Source organism: Microbulbifer sp. MKSA007 (genome assembly GCA_032615215.1).
Classification (GTDB): Bacteria; Pseudomonadota; Gammaproteobacteria; order Pseudomonadales; family Cellvibrionaceae; genus Microbulbifer.
Map to the genome: position 1 here is coordinate 2,718,034 of CP128433.1, position 16,825 is coordinate 2,734,858.

At 49.5% G+C, this 16,825-nt stretch carries 18 protein-coding genes; 6 read left to right on the forward strand and 12 right to left on the reverse strand.

Annotated features, from left to right (window positions below; translation table 11 throughout):
* Window positions 1–131: 131 nt before the first annotated feature.
* The 5 genes from QT397_14930 to QT397_14950 all read left to right on the forward strand — a co-directional run bounded on the left by QT397_14930 (window position 132) and on the right by QT397_14950 (window position 3,755).
* Window positions 132–611, forward strand: coding sequence for a hypothetical protein (locus QT397_14930; protein WNZ54188.1), 480 nt, complete (start codon window positions 132–134; stop codon window positions 609–611).
* 284 nt (window positions 612–895) lie between these two features.
* On the forward strand, window positions 896–1,306 hold the full coding sequence (locus QT397_14935; protein WNZ54189.1) for a thioredoxin family protein: 411 nt from the start codon (window positions 896–898) through the stop codon (window positions 1,304–1,306).
* Window positions 1,307–1,381: 75 nt separating this feature from the next.
* A complete protein-coding gene (locus tag QT397_14940) occupies window positions 1,382–1,999 on the forward strand; it encodes a cytochrome c biogenesis protein CcdA (GenBank protein WNZ54190.1) in 618 nt (205 codons plus the stop codon).
* A 129-nt stretch (window positions 2,000–2,128) separates the two neighbouring features.
* Window positions 2,129–3,073, forward strand: a complete 945-nt coding sequence (locus QT397_14945; protein ID WNZ54191.1) for an SMP-30/gluconolactonase/LRE family protein — start codon at window positions 2,129–2,131, stop codon at window positions 3,071–3,073.
* Window positions 3,074–3,185: 112 nt separating this feature from the next.
* A complete protein-coding gene (locus QT397_14950; GenBank protein ID WNZ54192.1) occupies window positions 3,186–3,755 on the forward strand; it encodes a carboxymuconolactone decarboxylase family protein in 570 nt (189 codons plus the stop codon).
* 252 nt (window positions 3,756–4,007) lie between these two features.
* Here QT397_14950 and QT397_14955 read toward each other — a convergent pair whose 3' ends face one another.
* From QT397_14955 to QT397_14965, 3 genes are read right to left on the reverse strand one after another with little or no spacing between them, the layout of a single operon-like run.
* A complete protein-coding gene (locus tag QT397_14955; GenBank protein ID WNZ54193.1) occupies window positions 4,008–5,591 on the reverse strand; it encodes a PepSY-associated TM helix domain-containing protein in 1,584 nt (527 codons plus the stop codon).
* A gap of 21 nt (window positions 5,592–5,612) precedes the next feature.
* Complete coding sequence (locus tag QT397_14960; protein WNZ54194.1) at window positions 5,613–5,885, reverse strand: hypothetical protein; 273 nt, start codon at window positions 5,883–5,885, stop codon at window positions 5,613–5,615.
* A gap of 4 nt (window positions 5,886–5,889) precedes the next feature.
* Window positions 5,890–6,207 carry a hypothetical protein gene (locus tag QT397_14965; protein WNZ54195.1) on the reverse strand — a complete coding sequence of 106 codons (318 nt, stop codon included), beginning with the start codon at window positions 6,205–6,207 and terminating at the stop codon, window positions 5,890–5,892.
* A gap of 291 nt (window positions 6,208–6,498) precedes the next feature.
* Here QT397_14965 and QT397_14970 point away from each other — a divergent pair, with 291 nt between their 5' ends.
* The gene (locus QT397_14970; GenBank protein ID WNZ54196.1) at window positions 6,499–6,978 is read left to right on the forward strand and encodes a hypothetical protein; all 480 of its coding nucleotides are present in this window, start codon (window positions 6,499–6,501) and stop codon (window positions 6,976–6,978) included.
* Between the two features lie 369 nt (window positions 6,979–7,347).
* On the opposite strand, the gene QT397_14975 is transcribed toward QT397_14970, so the two are convergent.
* The 9 genes from QT397_14975 to QT397_15015 all read right to left on the reverse strand — a co-directional run bounded on the left by QT397_14975 (window position 7,348) and on the right by QT397_15015 (window position 16,819).
* The gene (locus QT397_14975) at window positions 7,348–7,974 is read right to left on the reverse strand and encodes a LysE family translocator (GenBank protein WNZ54197.1); all 627 of its coding nucleotides are present in this window, start codon (window positions 7,972–7,974) and stop codon (window positions 7,348–7,350) included.
* A 129-nt stretch (window positions 7,975–8,103) separates the two neighbouring features.
* The gene (locus QT397_14980) at window positions 8,104–9,915 is read right to left on the reverse strand and encodes a hypothetical protein (protein WNZ54198.1); all 1,812 of its coding nucleotides are present in this window, start codon (window positions 9,913–9,915) and stop codon (window positions 8,104–8,106) included.
* A 176-nt stretch (window positions 9,916–10,091) separates the two neighbouring features.
* Window positions 10,092–11,129, reverse strand: coding sequence for a hydrogenase expression/formation protein HypE (hypE, locus tag QT397_14985; protein WNZ54199.1), 1,038 nt, complete (start codon window positions 11,127–11,129; stop codon window positions 10,092–10,094).
* Window positions 11,095–12,222, reverse strand: coding sequence for a hydrogenase formation protein HypD (hypD, locus tag QT397_14990; GenBank protein ID WNZ54200.1), 1,128 nt, complete (start codon window positions 12,220–12,222; stop codon window positions 11,095–11,097). Before hypD ends, hypE begins: the two co-directional genes overlap by 35 nt.
* Before the next feature lie 11 nt (window positions 12,223–12,233).
* Window positions 12,234–12,458: a HypC/HybG/HupF family hydrogenase formation chaperone gene (locus QT397_14995; protein WNZ54201.1), complete on the reverse strand. Its 225-nt coding sequence runs from the start codon at window positions 12,456–12,458 to the stop codon at window positions 12,234–12,236.
* Entirely contained in the window at window positions 12,458–14,773 is a 2,316-nt protein-coding gene (gene hypF, locus QT397_15000; GenBank protein ID WNZ54202.1) for a carbamoyltransferase HypF, read from the reverse strand. Before hypF ends, QT397_14995 begins: the two co-directional genes overlap by 1 nt.
* Window positions 14,763–15,035, reverse strand: a complete 273-nt coding sequence (locus QT397_15005) for a hypothetical protein (GenBank protein WNZ54203.1) — start codon at window positions 15,033–15,035, stop codon at window positions 14,763–14,765. Before QT397_15005 ends, hypF begins: the two co-directional genes overlap by 11 nt.
* Window positions 14,998–15,519 carry a hydrogenase maturation protease gene (locus QT397_15010; protein ID WNZ54204.1) on the reverse strand — a complete coding sequence of 174 codons (522 nt, stop codon included), beginning with the start codon at window positions 15,517–15,519 and terminating at the stop codon, window positions 14,998–15,000. The genes QT397_15005 and QT397_15010 overlap by 38 nt, the downstream gene beginning before the upstream one ends.
* On the reverse strand, window positions 15,455–16,819 hold the full coding sequence (locus tag QT397_15015; protein WNZ54205.1) for a Ni/Fe hydrogenase subunit alpha: 1,365 nt from the start codon (window positions 16,817–16,819) through the stop codon (window positions 15,455–15,457). The genes QT397_15010 and QT397_15015 overlap by 65 nt, the downstream gene beginning before the upstream one ends.
* Window positions 16,820–16,825: the final 6 nt, after the last annotated feature.

Genomic DNA, 16,825 nt, shown 5'->3' on the forward strand with positions numbered 1-16,825 from the left:
GCTCTTTAACATCAAAACAGCGGTCTCCAACTTGAACAAAGGTTCCTGTCGAGGTCTGGTATCTGTTTTCTGTAGGCTGATATCGACGGACTTTGTTGCGTTCCCTGGTTATTTTTCTCTCGAGAACGGGATTGAATACAGACGGTTGTCGCCCTGACCTTGGTACAGTTGGGAAATCCCCGGAATGGGGCCTTGCCTCTAATGCTCCTTCCAATTTGGGTGGTGGCTCTTCTATTTTGGCTGGCTTCACCTTATTCAAACTATCAGGTATTGGCGGGCTAGTAACGGTTACTGCATCTGTCGGAGCGGTATCCTGCTCTGATACTACGCTCGGTTCTTCAGCAGTTGGCGGAGACGTAGAAGGCAGAGGAGTAATTGGGGCCAGTAATTTGACTTCTAGCGACGTTTTGGTCCTAGGAGTTGGAATTGATACTGGAACAACTATCAGTGCTATATGGGTTCCAATAGCAATCAGTACTGAGACTGCAAAGCGCCAATTTTGGGTAGTTTTGATGTTGGAGAGTGAAGGCGTCGTCGTATTAAAATCCATCTACTTCGTAGACCATATCTCAATAGACCTGGCCAAAATCCTTTTCCGAAAAACTCTGTGATTAGTGCGATAACAGGTAGGACTCCCACAGATCTTATAAGTTCTTTGGAGGCTCCAACTTCACCTGGTTGTTACTTTATGACAGTGAGGCCATCACCCTTCTCCATCTCGATGCCTAGCCTTCTTCGCTCCTGAATACACAGAGAGTCGGCCTAGGAGTTCCTAGTCGAACAAATCCTCGTAGCCTTACTGTAAGAATTTGCACTCCAGTACGACCAAGATGGGTATCTAAACAGATTGTCTTCAAATTAGGGCTTATACCCTGCCACTAAGGATATGGATTATATGAAATTTATCCGCTTAGCTCTTCGCACCTTGATCGCCGCTACATTAGTTTTTTCTATGCCATTCGCTCTAGCATCAGAGCCATTTTCCGAAGAACGATTCAAGGAGTTACAAGCCGCCAAACGACCCATTTTGATCGATGTGAGAGCAGATTGGTGCCCAACCTGTAAAAAGCAGGGCGAGATTCTGGCGCAGTTTCAGAGGGACAATGCCCAGTGTGGCCTTACGATCCTGAATGTGGATTTCGACTCCCAGAAAAAGTGGGTTAAGCACTTCCGTGCTCCTCGGCAATCAACGCTACTACTGTTTAATGGGGAGCAACAGGTGTGGTTCAGTGTTGCCGAAACTCGTGCCGATGTAATTCAGGAGAATATCTTCGATTCAGTTAAGGCTTGCACTGACAATGCTTGAGCTTAGCGCCATCCCCCTGGCTTTGATCGCGGGTACTCTCAGTATTCTCTCCCCTGCGTTTGGCCATTGGTGCCAATGGTTGTTGGTGCATCTAATAGCGCCGGGCGCTGGGGGCCGTACGCGTTGGCGGTTGGGCTAAGCTTGTCCTTTGCATTGGCAGGTACTGTGCTGAGCTTTCTATTGGTCTCCTTAGGATTAGACCCAGAACTCTTCCGCTATATTGCCGCGATAATGTTAGTGGCGGTTGCACTCGTCTTGTTGATCAAACCACTTTCCGATTGGCTTACCTTGCGCTTATCAAAAATCACTGTAGGGGCGAGCATTACCGGTGATGGGGCTTGGGCTGGGCAGTTTGGTATTGGCTTCCTTACCGGAATCATCTGGCTGCCATGTGTTGGCCCTACCCTGGGTGCCGCTATAGCACTGGCTTCCATGGGCCAACAATTGGGGCAGTCATTTATGGTGATGTTTGCTTTCGGACTAGGTACCGGTACAGCGCTTTTAGTGGCTGGGGGGCTATCGAGGCAGATTTATACTCGACTGTCACCATCAGTTGGGGCTTTCGCGATTGGAGGCAAAACAGTACTAGGTCTTATACTATTACTACTCGGGATACTGGTCTTGAGTGGGCTTGATAAAGTAATGGAAGCCTGGGCTTTGAATTGGATTCCTGGGTGGACTTTCAGTTTTTGATGGTCTTTTAGTGGTAAGCCAAGCCATATTGGCTTTTACGGGCCGGGTATTCTTATTCGGCCTTCTTAACTTGGAATCACAAAATTAGCCTTACGACTCATTAGGTACTCGCTCCCTTCATCGGTGTGAATGCGCACTTTTCATATTGGAGGATTTACGGTGGTAGAAATCGAGTGTCTATGGGAGTGCAATGATGGATTGGGCGAGACACCGATTTGGTCAGCGGAAGACAAGTCTATCTATTGGGCTGATCACGTTAACCCCGAATCTGACCCCACTGACGCCCGGCCTCCATCCATAAGAAGTTTCAATATCGAAACAGGCGAACGCAAGACCTGGGAGATGCCTGAACAAATAGGCTCCTTTGGCTTCCGCCGTGGAGGCGGAATGATCGGAGGTGGATGCTCCGGTTTCTTTGCGATCGACTTGGAAAACAGGCGTGTCGATACAATCGTTAATCCTGAACCCGGTAGGCCCCACAGTCGTTTGAATGATGGCAAAGTGGACCGCTATGGACGTTTCTGGTGCGGTAGTATGGATGTGCGTTTTAAAGACAAATCTTCCTATCTCTATTGTTTGGAGCCCGATTTAACTTACCGAAAGGCCGATAAGGATTTTCGCTTTGTTGTAGCCAACGGCATTGCTTTTGACCCTGAAGATACGCGAATGTATTTCGGGGATACCTTTGGACATATGGTTTACGTATTCGATCTGGATATCAGTGACGGCCGGATTAGTAACCGGCGCCCTTTCTTCTCCATTGAAGACCGACAACCAGGAATTGTCGACGGTGCAACGGTAGATACGGAGGGGTTTTACTGGTTTGCGTTGAATCTTGGGAGCAAAATATTGCGAGTGGATCCCAAAGGAAGGCTTGATAGAGAGATCGACCTGCCGATTCGCAGCCCTACCTGTATCGCTTTTGGCGGTAATAATTATGAGACACTGTTTGTCACATCTCAGCAGTCATTCCTCACTAAAGGGGAACTGGCTCGACATCCTCAACCGGGCTGTATCTTAGCCGTTCACGGGCTTGGAGTTCAGGGGCTTCCTGAGCCAAAGTTCGGCAGTTAACTAGCTCTTAATTGCAACTCTTCAAATAGGCATCCCTATTCTTGCGTTCTGTCGGGCTAGAATCTTTGTGTGTGATAAATCTGAATCGCCAATTGGACAAGAGAGGTGTCAGTTGCGTATCCCTGCCATCCCACCAGAAGAGCTCAGCGAAGAACAGAAACCTCTTTACGAAGATATGAGTAATGAGATGAAGGGGTATTTCACAGGTTTCATCAAGAAGCGCAAGGATGGCGCTTTACTGGGGCCCTGGGCACCAGCACTGCAATATCCCAGGTTTGGAAAGCCCTGGTGGGACAATATCAAGGCTATTGCGGACAAACCCACGCTTCCTAAGGCTGCTCGGGAGGTTGCGATTCTAATCACCGCAGCTCATTTTAAAGCGGGTTATGAGTTGTACTCCCATACGGTTATTGGTGAGAAAAGTGAGTTGGCAAGGAGCAAAATTGCCACTATCGCAGCGGGCCAGCGTCCGATAGACCTAACTTTTGAGGAAGCCGCTGCTTATGATGTCGCCGCATCACTTGCAGCTGGAGGCCGCCTGCCAAAGGCTACTTGGGAGATGGCCGTGAGTGCTTTCGGTAACGAGGGCGCCGCCGAACTGGTCTTTCTCGTGGCTGGCTATCATCAGGTCTCTGCCATTTTAAATGGTTTTGATATTTCCATACCTGGTGACGGGAGTTAGGGAAAATCTCGGTTCGGGAGGGGGCAAGAATGTTCTGGGTTTATCCATCCCAACGACACACTCATCCCATATGTAAGTTGTGAAAAAAGTAGCGTCCTCTGAATGCTTGAAAGCAAATACCACTCTCTTCGAGAGTAATTGAGTGGAAGGTAAAGTGTGTAGTTGGGATAGGTTGCAGCGCCCTATTCCAGTGCTGTACAGATTCTATTGAGGTTACGAGATGGCATTCGCCATCTCGCAGGAAATAGCCCGTTATTGGGCGGCAACAGCTTGGGGTATATCTGCAGACTGCTTTGACTGGGATACCTGCCTATAGATATATCTGCTCGAATAGAGGCAAATGACACCCATTACCAGGGCGCCCAGGTCAGTGAAGACTACTGGCAAAGTGATGGACTTCCAGGGGACCAGCAGACCATTCCCAGTTACCAGCGCATTCAGCAGCGGGATGCCGCACAGTAGCAAGCCTGCACAAAGTGAGAGATCTGCTAATGCAGGTTTTATCTGGCGGCGCAACATCGCCCAGGCTATGGCCACTCCCCATACAGAGAGATACACCATTTCAATCCAGTGAAAGCGCTGATCGCCACCACCACCGGGAGGTAACAGCTTATTGGCATAGAAAGTAGCCGCGGTGGCGACAACCAAACCGGCACAAACCCCTACCGTGAGCAAACTGAGGAACCAGCCGGAACCTCGGGTATTAATATCACCAGAGGGAAGCTTCTGTCTCTGTGCCTTGCGAACCTGCCAGATAACGGTGCCCGTTACCATCATCAAACACAATGCCAATCCCAACACAAAGTACAGGGCTTTTATCAGGAAGCCACCGTAGAGTGCGTAGTGAAGTGGAGTCAGTGAAAAATACGCCCGCATAAACGGACCTGAGTCCTGCACTGGGTTATTGATGTTAACTACTTCGCCATCTTCACTGCGGTATTTGACATCAACAAAGCGCACCAGCGCCTCGTTTGTTTGGCCCGAGACTTGGACAACCTGATTGCGATCCCCGTAGGCCTCCACATAAATGGCTTTGGGTTTCGCATTAGGCACTTGGTCCTGGTAGCGCAGCAGTATTTGGTTATAGCTACTGGATTCCAAAGGCTCGCCAGTTATCTCAGGATGTTCCCCCACTACCGAGGCGACTGCTGCTTCCACATTACCTTCAAAAGCAGAAAATGCAGCAACCTGAATCATAATGCCATTCAGGCCAAGTATTGCGCCGGTAAAAGCAATCACTATATGGAACGGTAGCGGCCAGACCCCTAATACTTTGTGCAGGTCTGTCCATTTGAGCCGCCTGCTGCGATCCACACGGAATTTAAACATCTCTTTAAAAATTTTCTTGTGAATGATGATGCCACTTAATATGGAGAGCAGCATCACCAAGCCCATCAGTCCAACCAGGTAGCGTCCGAAAGGCCTGGGAAACAGTAGGTCAGTGTGCATATACGTCAATAGCTCAGCGAAATCAGAGCCGCTGGGCGGCAGCACTTCACCGGTATTGGGGTTTATATGGCGTACCTCGGTTTCCTCACTTTCAGCATCAGTCCAGAGCACTTCCAGCATAGGATGGTAGTAGTCTGGCATTGAGATCATAAAAAAGCTGTCCTCACCGATATTTGCCTCGGCGAGCACCGGAGCGACCAGTCGATCTACATCCACAGGCGCTTCAGCATCGAAGGCAATACGATGCTCGGGTCGTTCCCATTGGGTCAGCTCGTGGCCAAATAGTGCGACCACGCCGGAAAAGGAAATTACGAATAGCAGAATAGAAAATAACACCCCAATCCAGGAGTGAATTTCGTAAAAAAGGATATTGCTACGCTGTTGCATTTAAATTGGCTAGACCGAAAATTATAAAAAAGAAAGAGCGCTTAGTCCGAGCACGACCAGCAACAGGGACAGTAGGTATGCCGCTGCGCGCCAAGTGGAGGCGGCGAGTAACCCCATACTCATATACCCGACCCATAAAAGAGTCGATAACATAGATCCCGCTGCCATCCGTTCTGTTGGCTCGGCGGACGGCCAGTAAATCGATAGCATCACCGTGCTGGAAAACATCAAGATAATGCTCAGCACAATGGTCAGGGCGACCTGTTGCCAACTGATTTTTATTGAAGCAGCCATAGAGTTATCCGATAGTCAGAAGAGCCTGCTCTAATACCAACAAGCCCACTACTGACAGCGGAAAATGGCGAAGCAGCCAATTAGGTTTGATTGGGGCGAGCAGTGCTTGTAATAAAGCGCAGAACATCGCGACACAAAGCCAGATGGGTATCCCTACCTCCCAACCATATAGGAATCCATAAGGAATTGAACTCACCGGAAGCACCCACCAGGCAATTCTTTGTAAGCGCTTAATACTACTGAGCTGTAGATCTTTATGTCTGGTTACAAAAATAAGTAGTACAGCCAAATAAGTAAGTAGGAAAGCCACCAGGTTAGACATTGAAGTTTTCCAGCCTTCTTTGCTTAGAGGTCGCGGATTTTTTGAACATTGCGCTTATTCTTTACAGAAATGGAGTTTCGTAGTTGCAAATATTGCCTTCAATACTGGGAAGCTTTGTATTTAGCGATCTACTGGGTTTAAATTTAAGTCACAAATAATAATCATTATCAGTTGTAGTCTATCTTAAGATACATGTTTGTTCAATTGGCTTGAAAATGCAGGCAGACTGGAAGGTAGCAAGGAAGAGGTCTAAGTTCTTTTACCTTTCTTCCATATCTTATCGTTCTTATCATGTGGATTATTGACTTCGAAGCCAGTGGCTTATCCAAGCAGAGCTACCCTATAGAAGTTGTCCTCTGCTCTGAAACAGTGGAATACCAGGCGCTAATAAAACCAGTGCCACACTGGTCTTATTGGTCCGATGATGCTGAATCGATACATAACATTTCCCGATCAAAGCTAGAATCCGAGGGTATAGATTCAACTACAGTGGCTTATAGCCCAAACAGGATTCTTTCAGGTCAAATTGTCTATTGTGATGCCCTGCTCTGGGATAGTTTTTGGTGCAATGCCCTTTTTTCTGATACTGGCATTCATCAGGAGTTTGAACTCAGGGATATTCAGGAGCTAATAGGTGGCTCTGAAAATCACTTAAGAGCATTCATTAATGAGCGCGAAAAGCTGGAGGACTCTGACAAATTCACAGTTCATCGAGCACTGGATGATGCAAAAATAATCAGGAAGGCACTAAAAGTAGCATTAGCAGGCTGATATGAGTGAGTAGCTTTGGAGTTAAGTAAAACGGTCGTCCTCCTTTGACTAACTAACAGAGAGCAGTAATTAGGGAGCCTCTGAGTAACTCCGTGATACCTCTGGCATGCAGAGCGGTTCACAATCAAGGCGCGGCTTCGCAGGAATGTCTAGACCTTTCAAGAAGTCGCAACGCGGAGTGTGAATCGCTCTGCAAGCCCCGAAGGGCGGGCCTTGAAGGCCACAGCTGCTGCGTTGCAGCTCTTGCAAAGGGCTACGGCCATTCGCGGCGAGCTGCGCCTAACATCTGCAGCCTTCAAGACCCGCAGAGGCATTACGGAGTTACTCAGAGGCTCCTTAGGTCTATTACTTCTGCATCTAGTGGAGGCACTAACTCTTTGCCGCAATAAAAACACCACTTCCTATAAGTAAAGCCCCAGAGCCGTATTTTAGAGCCGGGGTCTTTCCTGATTGACTGATTGTTGACCGTGCCTTGCAGGCAAGGTACGCATAACCGGCCATCACACTGCCTACGGCTAGCGTTGCAATTGCAAATATAATTGCAATGTCCAAAGAAGCAACACGAGTTAGATCGAGGAATGCTGGAAAGAAGCTTACGTAGAAAAGAATAGCTTTCGGGTTACCCAGCGTGGTGACTAAGCCCAGTAGAAAACTTGAAAAGCTGCTATGGGAGTGGCTTGTTGCTATTTGGTTTTGGTCGACTTGTCTTTTCTTTGCTGAGAGAAAGATATTCATTCCCAGCCAGATAAGATAGGCTGCTCCAGCATATTTAATAACGATGAATAAGCTCCCCAAGGTTTCGGCTAGCGTTGCTAGGCCAAGCAGAGCTAACAAAATAAAGAAATAATCACCTACAACAATTCCCACTACTGTAATTAATCCCTGGCGCAAGCCGAGTGTCACTGACCGGGAAACAACAGCTAATACTCCCGGCCCAGGTATCAGTGCTAGAACTAGCATTGAAATGAACAGAGCTAAGGATGTGGAGATTGTCATGAGGTACTCAGTGATTTTTAACTATTTTGAGTATTGATTCTATATGTTCAAATATTGAACGCAACCTAATTGGGTCTGCTCCCCAAAATGGGGAGCAGACCCAGCTAGTCAGATAGATATGGCGATGAATTAATCCTGTTGCATACCATTAACCCATTTCGGTTTCTTGGGGGCGATAGGAGCGAATCGATATAGCTCCCAACCGCCATCGGGGTTGAGATTAAAGGGGTTCGCTGTTCCAAGCCACATGAAGGTTGGGTGATTAATCATCGTTCTAAAACCGAAGTTAGCTGAATTGCCCACACCATTTATAGTTGCAGGAATAGCGCGCTGATTTGGCGAGAGGAATCGATAGAGCTTTGCGCCAGATGTTACCGGGTTGGATAGTGCGTTTTCCAGTAGCATAAGTAGTTCTGCTGGAAGTTCACCTGCGGGGTCAGTTCCACTCTCTATTAGAGCTGCAAATTGCTTACTGACATCTAGGGTACCCAGGTACATATTGTCTCCAGTTACTCCCAGGCGCCAAGTGTATACATTAAATGGCCAACCCAATCCGGCTCTGCCTAGCTTCGGGGCTCCAGCCAGTGTCTGAGTATCCACAAACTCATTACTATCTGGGTCCCAAACCTGGACACTTTGATACCCATATAGGACATTAACCCTCGGTTTCTTCTTCCCTTTATCTCTCTTACTTTTTCTGGTGAATCGGTCACCACTGAACACAGTGGTTGCACGATGAGTTGCGATTATGGTTCCCAATTCACCAATAGGCGTATCCCAGGTTTCGCCATAGGCTTGAACATGGCTTCTGAAACCACCTAATGGAAAGTTAATCGTGCCCCAGTAGAGCTTTCCTTGCCATGATGTAATGTCTCCGCCCGCATAGGCCCGAGCACTGATGAGGTCTGGTTCGTACTCAGTGATGTTCCAGACCTCTTCCCACTCTTCAACATCACTGGGCTTAAAGCCTCCGGGAGGTATCCTGGGGCTCATTACAATTCCCGAATAGGCCAGAACTTCTCCAGTTTGAGTATTAACATTGGGCCAGGTGGAGGAAAATATACGCCCTCTATGTACAGTCAGGTTTGCAGGGGTGCTTTCCATGGTTCCCACTGCTTCAAACTTGAATGGATCATGCAGATCGCCCATCCAGCGAAGGACTTGGCCTGATCCACCCAGGTCTTCTTGTAATCGAACGCCTGTGTACAACACACCTTTGTAATTTAAAAACTTACGGATGTTTGAATACTCAGGGAATCTTTTCGATCCCAAGTACTGCCCGGTACTTGCCTGCCAAGCCATCATAATGATGCTGTTACCGCCGCCCTCGCCGGCTATACCTTCTTGGACACCGCCGGGTCCCGCAAGAAAAATAACATCGTCAGCATAGCCACCCGAGCGGAACCCCAATGTGTCTTGAAGAAGTGGGTCATAAGTGGGGGTTATTTCTGTTACTTCCAGGGTACAAGTGTCCATGCGGTAAGCTGTCGGTGCCCGCCAATCGCCAAGGTTTTTAAGGTTGGGGTTTTCCTGGGCCAGTATCCCTTGATTGAATTCGCATACCCATCCCTGGTTTGGCGCAAATATTGGAGTCAAAACTGCATCCGGGGCCGCTTGTGCGGTACAAGGAACGTTGGCACCTGTTCCCCAATACAAAAACTTGGGAGATTCAGCCATTCCCCAGATCTGTGCACTATTGCGTTTAGGCTCCCCCGCAGAACATACCCCATCGACCAATTCCGGGTAGGGTTGGCCAATACCGTTAAAGCACTCGTCGATCGGTGCTTTAAATAGTTTGTCAAAACGCGGCTTAACCCGTTTGCACCTTTTGTCTGGATGACCTTGAGGCCCAACTTCTGGTATTGCCCATTGAGCGTTAGCGAAAATTGGGATTGTGGAGGTTAAAAGTAACGAAATTGCAAAATATGCGGTGGCTCTCATGTATATTCCCTGCCCTACTACTTACCGCTACAGCGGAAAAATCAACGGTTAAAAGGCTTGTGGGTCTTATTAATCGCAGGCCAAATGGGTCAGCAATATCCAAGACTAAATAAAGGTTAGGATCTTGAAGGTGAGAGGAACTGATTAATTCTATGAATATTCTGCCAATAAAATCCTTAGCAAATTCTCGGTAGTTGTTCCCCTGGTAACCGTTGTAATAACCGATCGCATCCCAAGCTGTTCTTCAGAATGACTTGGGCGCAATTTCTTTGTTCAATTGTACCGATAAAACCACAGGCGCTTTCCGCTGCTGCTTCTTGAAGGATGGAAATTGCCTGCTTGGAGGCGCCTTCAGGGACAATAGCGACAAAACGTCCCTCGTTTGCGACATATAGTGGGTCGAGGCCCAAAATTTCACAAGCGCCCTGTACGGCATCGGATACTTGAATTTTGCTTTCTTCCAAAATGAAGGTTTTTCCGCAGCTCTCTGCTAGCTCCACCAGTGCAGTGGCAAGCCCACCACGTGTGAGATCTCGCAGACAATGAACTTCAATTCCGGCATTGATCATTTGTGCAACTACACCATTCAGTGGTGCACAGTCGCTGAGGAGATCACTTTCAAACTCGAGTCCTTCGCGGCAGGCCATTACCGCCATTCCGTGGCGGCCAATATCGCCGGATAGAATAATAGAATCACCCTGGCAAATGCGGTTGGGATCAATGGGTTGTTCTCTTATCAGGGTACCGATGCCACTGGTATTGATATAGAGCCCATCCCCCTTCCCTTTCTCTACCACTTTGGTATCGCCGGTGACTAAGGTAATTCCTGAGTTCCGGGCAGCCTCAGCCATCGAGATCAGAACCCGTTGGAGAGTTTTCAGGGGTAACCCCTCTTCGAGAATCAAGCCGCAGCTTAGAAACTTGGGTTCCGCGCCTGCCATGGCCAAATCGTTGACGGTGCCATAAACGGCGAGCTCACCGATGTTTCCTCCGGGAAAGAAAAGCGGTGAGATTACAAAGGAGTCGGTGGTAAATACGAGCTGATCCGGTTTCCATGGAAGTGTTGCACTGTCATGGGCCTGGGATAGCCAGGGATTAGAGAAGACAGGTTGAATATATTGATCGATCAAGCGTTGGGTCATCTCCCCACCGCTGCCATGGCCAAGGCGTACGACCTCGTCAGCGGTTGGTGGAATTGGACACTGCAGATTCATTCGATTCCACCTGGTTCTGGTAGCGATAGTAGGCCGCGCAAGCGCCTTCAGTGGAAACCATTGGCGCCCCCAGCGGTTGCTGGGGTTGGCAGGTCTTAGCGAAGTGAGGGCAGTCCCCGGGCTTCTTTAGCCCCAGCATAATATCCCCACTGATACAGCCCCTGTTCTCAGAAATGCTCAATGCTGGCAGATTGAATGTTTGTTCTGCATTGAATCCTGAGTAATCATCGCTCAATACCAGACCGCTAGCAGGAATCTCACCTATGCCGCGCCACTGTTGTGTTGCTACTTTAAAAACCTGTTTAATCAAGTCTTGGGCAACGGTATTACCTGTTTTAGTAACCGCGCGCTGATATTGGTTTTCTACTTCACTGCGACCACTCTCTAATTGACGGACACACCGGAGTACGCCTTCAAGAATATCCAGGGGTTCAAAGCCTGTGATCACTATTGGAATCTGGTGCTTTTTCACCAAGCTGCGGTATTGCCGATATCCGGTTATTGCACAAACGTGGCCGGCAGCTAGGAAACCTTGAATCCGGCAGTCTTCACGGGTGCATATCGATTGAATCGCCGGTGTAACCAAAAACTGGGATATCAATGCGTAAAAGTTGTCGATTTGCTTTTGCTTGGCGAGGGACAGCGCCAGGGCATTGGCGGTAGCAGTCGTTTCAAAACCCACCGCAAAGAATACGACCTGCTTGGTGGGGTTCTGCTCTGCCACATTGAGCGCTTGCAGCGGCGAGTAGACAATACGGACATCGCCTCCGGCAGCTTTGACCTCTAGTAAATCTCGATCTGAACCGGGGACTCGCAACATATCGCCAAAGGAGCAGAAGATAACATTGGGCATTGCAGCAATCGCAATAGCTCTATCGATGATTTCCTGAGGTGTGACACAAACCGGGCAACCGGGTCCGTGTACTAATTGAATCTCCTCGGGCAGTAATTGCTGCAAGTTGTATTTTGCGATGGCATGGGTTTGCCCTCCACAGATCTCCATTAGAGTCCATGGGCGAGTAGTGACTTTCTGAATCTCTGCCGCAATTAGCTTGATGTTCTCGCCGTTGCGGTATTCCTTGAGGTATTTCATTACAGGCTGACTCAACCCAATGTTTTGAGGTACTCGAAAACCTTATTTGCTTCTTTTGCTCTCAACTTGCTGATCGCGACTCCAGCATGAACGATCACGTAGTCTCCTACTTCAGCCTCAGGTACCAATGATAAATTTACAGCTTTACTGATACCGCCGAAGGAAACTTTTCCAGTGCGCTCCATGGCTGATTCTTGCTCTATTAATTCGATTCTTCCGGGAATTCCCAGGCACACTAGGAACTCTCCTCTCCCAATGATTGCCCAGCAGCATCCATACACTGTGCGTAGTGGATTTGGCCCAGCGATATTCCGCCATCATTTGGGGGGACCTCACTGTGGCTGTGAACTGAAAAGCCCTGGCTTTCCAGGAGCGCAGTGACGGTTTCGGTAAGCCGCTTATTCTGGAAAACACCGCCGGACAGAAAGATATTCTTTTCACCTTGTTGCGTTGCTACTGCCAGCGCCATCTGCGCGAGGGTGTTGTGAAATGCAGCGGCCCTTTGTGGCAGTGATCGGTTTTCATCGTAGATCAAAGCACTAATACAGGGTGTCCAATCCAGCTCAAGCAGGTCCCCTTTTTGAATAAAGCTAAAGGGGTAGCTGTCTTTAGAGCTGACGCCACGGGCGCACTGTTCAAGAGCCATGGCTGCCTGCCCTTCAAAACTGGTATGCGTGGTCAGTCCGAGGAGTGCGGATACCGCATCGAATAGGCGGCCGACAGAGCTACACGGTGGACTGTTAATCTCACCTTTTAGCATGGTGACCAGGTTTTGACGCTCACCAAGGGTGAAGCAGCGCTTTAACTGTCGATTCTCCAGGGCGACAAACCCGGAGATTTCATACAAAAGTCCAGCCGCAGAGCGTCTGGGCTCCCGTACGGCCTTTTCACCGCCTGGCAACGGGAATGTGCGAAAGCTGGCGATGTGTTTGACTGGAGACTGTCCATTCCAGTGAAAGAATTCCCCACCGCGAACAATGCCACTGCGGTCGTAACCAGTTCCATCCCAGCAGATTCCCAGTGCAGGTCCCGAGTGAGCGTGTTCTGCCATGCAGGAGAATAGATGGGCAATATGGTGCTGAACGCCAATACGCACAGCTCTTTGCTTCATGGCCCAGCGGTGAGAGGTATAGCCTGGATGGAGGTCGTGGATTAATTTTTTCGGGCGGCACTGCTGTAGTTTCGTGAGATCGCCAATAGTTTGGTTAAAGTGCTTCAGGGTATTGGCACTACCTAAGTCGCCAATATGTTGGCTCGGATAAGCCCACCCGGCGTGAGACAGTGCAACTGTGTTTTTCAGGTCCGCGCCCAGGGCCAGGAAGCTCTCGCGTTCACCTTCGCCCTTTGTGCCTGGAACAGGCAAGGTGATGGGAAGTGGCGCGTAGCCCCGGGCTCGACGCAACATCAGCGGACGGTTATTGACCACCCTGAGTACAGAGTCATCCAGCGGGCGCAAAATTCGGCGATTGTGTATCAGAAAGTAGTCAGCGATTTTACCCAGGCGCTCGAACGCCTCATCATTTTCTGTACAGATAGGCTCTTCCGCAAGGTTGCCACTAGTAGCGACAAGGGGGGCTCGATACTTACGCGCAAGCAAGTAATGCAAGGGTGATGCAGGCAACATCACCCCCAAGTCGGCAAGATTTGGAGCGACCAACGGATGTATCCTGGAGTGATTGTCATCCTTTGCTTCCAATAGAACAATCGGTCTTTCTCGGGTTGATAGTAGCTGTGCCTCTTGCTCCGAGACGCAGCAATCCTGGCAGACACTTTTCAGCTCGTCATATAGAAGCGCGAACGGCTTATGCGGACGTTGTTTGCGTTGGCGCAAGTTGGCGAGCGCCTTACCATTGGAGGCGTCGGCTAACAGTTGAAAGCCGCCTACCCCTTTAAGGGCAATAATTTTCCCCTGGGCAAGGGCATCAAGGGCTTTGGATAGTGCCCGACTCATCTTCGCAATTGTAACGCCGGCAGTATTACAGAAAAGTAACTGAGGGCCGCACTGGGGGCAGGCATTGGGCTCCGCATGAAAGCGCCGATTGAGGGGGTCCCGGTACTCCCCAGAGCACTTTCCGCACAGGGGGAAGTGGTGCATGGAGGTGTTGACACGATCGTAGGGCAGTTTGTAAATGATGCTGTAGCGGGGGCCACAAAGAGTGCAGCTAATAAACGGATAGTCGTAGCGGCGATTATTGGGGTCTGACAATTCCTTGAGGCAATCATCACAGGGAGCCAGGTCTGGTAAGACGATGGTTGAGCTGCTGGCATCACGGACACTGGGTAAGATTCGAAAACCGTATTCTGCTTGAAGAGCCACCGGATAGGATTCAATGTGAGTGATGCGACTGTAGGGAGGCTTCTCTGAAGATAACTTATCGATAAACTTCTCGATTTCCCGGCTTTTGCCTTGGACTTCAATTCTCAAGCCGCCGCTATAGTTGGCCACCCAACCTTTTAATTGAAAGCTATCGGCCAAGCGATAGACAAAGGGCCGGAATCCTACTCCCTGCACCAATCCGGCGATTTCAATCCGGCGGCGTTCAGTGGCCATCGGTCTCCTCAAACTTTAAGCTCTCCAGGATTACATCCTGGGCTTCCTTGTGATTAATATCCTTAAGCTCATCAATTTCCAGCTTAATCCCCTCGAGAGAAGTCCCGAGTATCTCCCTGTCAAAATGCTCCCTCAGATGCGCTGCAGACATATGCGCCAGGGCACCTAAGCGCAAGCGAACGCCGATCGGCCTGCCAGGTTCATCTGAGGCCAGTTCTTGGATTTTATCGATCAGGTTTTTGATGAGATTCTGTTCGTGCATAGTGGTCTCCGCTGTATAGCGTTAGGTGCGCGATAATCATTTGCTCTGCTCGATGGGCTGCACTGGCCACTTTGGGCGATAACCCCTGTCCTTTTGCCAGACTTTCTGAGTTGATCGCAAAAACATCCAGATGTGCCGGCAGCGAATCAATATGTTTTCCCATGATCAGCGCTTCGGTCAGTCCAAATCCATGGCTTGATGTATTGCACATCGATGGAGCAAATGCGTTGCCTAGACCATCAATGGCGACGACTTCCCCAATAGGGTGCTGATCGCTTACCATGGCGTCTACAAGGCAAACCCATCGACCTTTCCATTGCGAGAGCAAATGTAAAATATCGCCACCGCTTTCGAGGAATTCCACCGCCCCTCCAAGTTTTTGGCGAAGTCGAGCGATGATATGTGGCCCTACTCCATCATCACCGCGCAGGGGGTTGCCCAGGCTTACCAGTAACCATGGATTGCTTACTTTGCGCTTGCCCATAATTCAAATGTAGCTGTAGGAAGTGAGTGGAGCAGGAAATGCAGGGGTCGTAATTCCTTATCGCCCGTTCACATAGCCCCTGTAATTTATCCTCAGGAAAGTGCATAAAGCTCGGCAACATCAAGCGGAGGTCATCTTCGATGGTCTTCTGGTTTTGTGAGGTGGGAGCGACAATTTTTGCCGTCGTAATCTTGCCTTTCTCATCAATATCGTAGCGATGATACAGAAGCCCACGGGGTGCTTCGGTGGCTGCACAGCCGCTTGCGGTTCTCGGCTCTGTCTTTAAGTGAGGCTCGGCTGGGGGTTGGTATCTATCAATAATATGCAGAGCTTCCTCAAAGGCATGTAGTACCTCCAGGCTCCTAACGAGGATGCTTTGGAAGGGATTTAAACAGGGGGCGGTAAAGTTGATCTCCTCAGCCAATTGCAATGCTCGAGGCGACAGCTTGTCGCGATTAAGGTTGTATCGTGCGATGGGGCCCACCAGATAGGCACCCCGCTCCCGTAAAGTACAGTGCAGCGCGGTGCTGTGAGCGACGTGCTCTTCTGCAAAGTGGTTCTCATAGTCTTGGGCGCTAATATTGAGTCCCGCACTGGAGGTGATTCTGCCCTCGTTCATTGGGTATTCTGACGGGTGCGTTAGAGCGACAAATTCGTAGTGATTATCCCTTCGCCATTCGTAGCTGGGGAAAGGCAAAGCTGCGGACCAGCGCACCAGTTGCTCGGTGAGACCCCGGGCCATTTCCAGCTGCGCTACCAAGGCTGTGAGTTCTCGGGCTTCCGGAACCTTGTAGAAACCCCCTACCCTCACATTAATCGGGTGTACTTCCCTCCCACCAATAAGGCGAACCAGGGCATTGCCCGCCTTTTTAATCTCCAGCGCGTTCTTAACAATCTCTGGATGATCCTTAGCCATTGCGACTGCATTGGGGTAGCCGAGGAAATCCGGCGCATGGAGCATGCTGATATGCAGCATATGGCTCTCGATCCATTCACCGCAGTAAAGCAATCGACGAAGCATACGCAAAGCGCCGCCGGGCTTTAGGTTCAGGGCATTCTCCATGGCATGCACAGCACTCATCTGGTAGGCCACCGGGCAGATCCCACATATGCGTGCGGTGATATCTGGGGCTTCCAAGTAATCGCGCCCTCTGAGAAGGGCTTCGAAGAACCTTGGGGGCTCAAAAATCTTGAGCTGTACATTTTGTACGCCGCTATCGTCGTAGTCGATATGGAGGGCTCCCTCCCCTTCGACCCGAGCGAGATAATCTACCTTAATCGTTTTGCTGCGATCCGCCATAAAGCT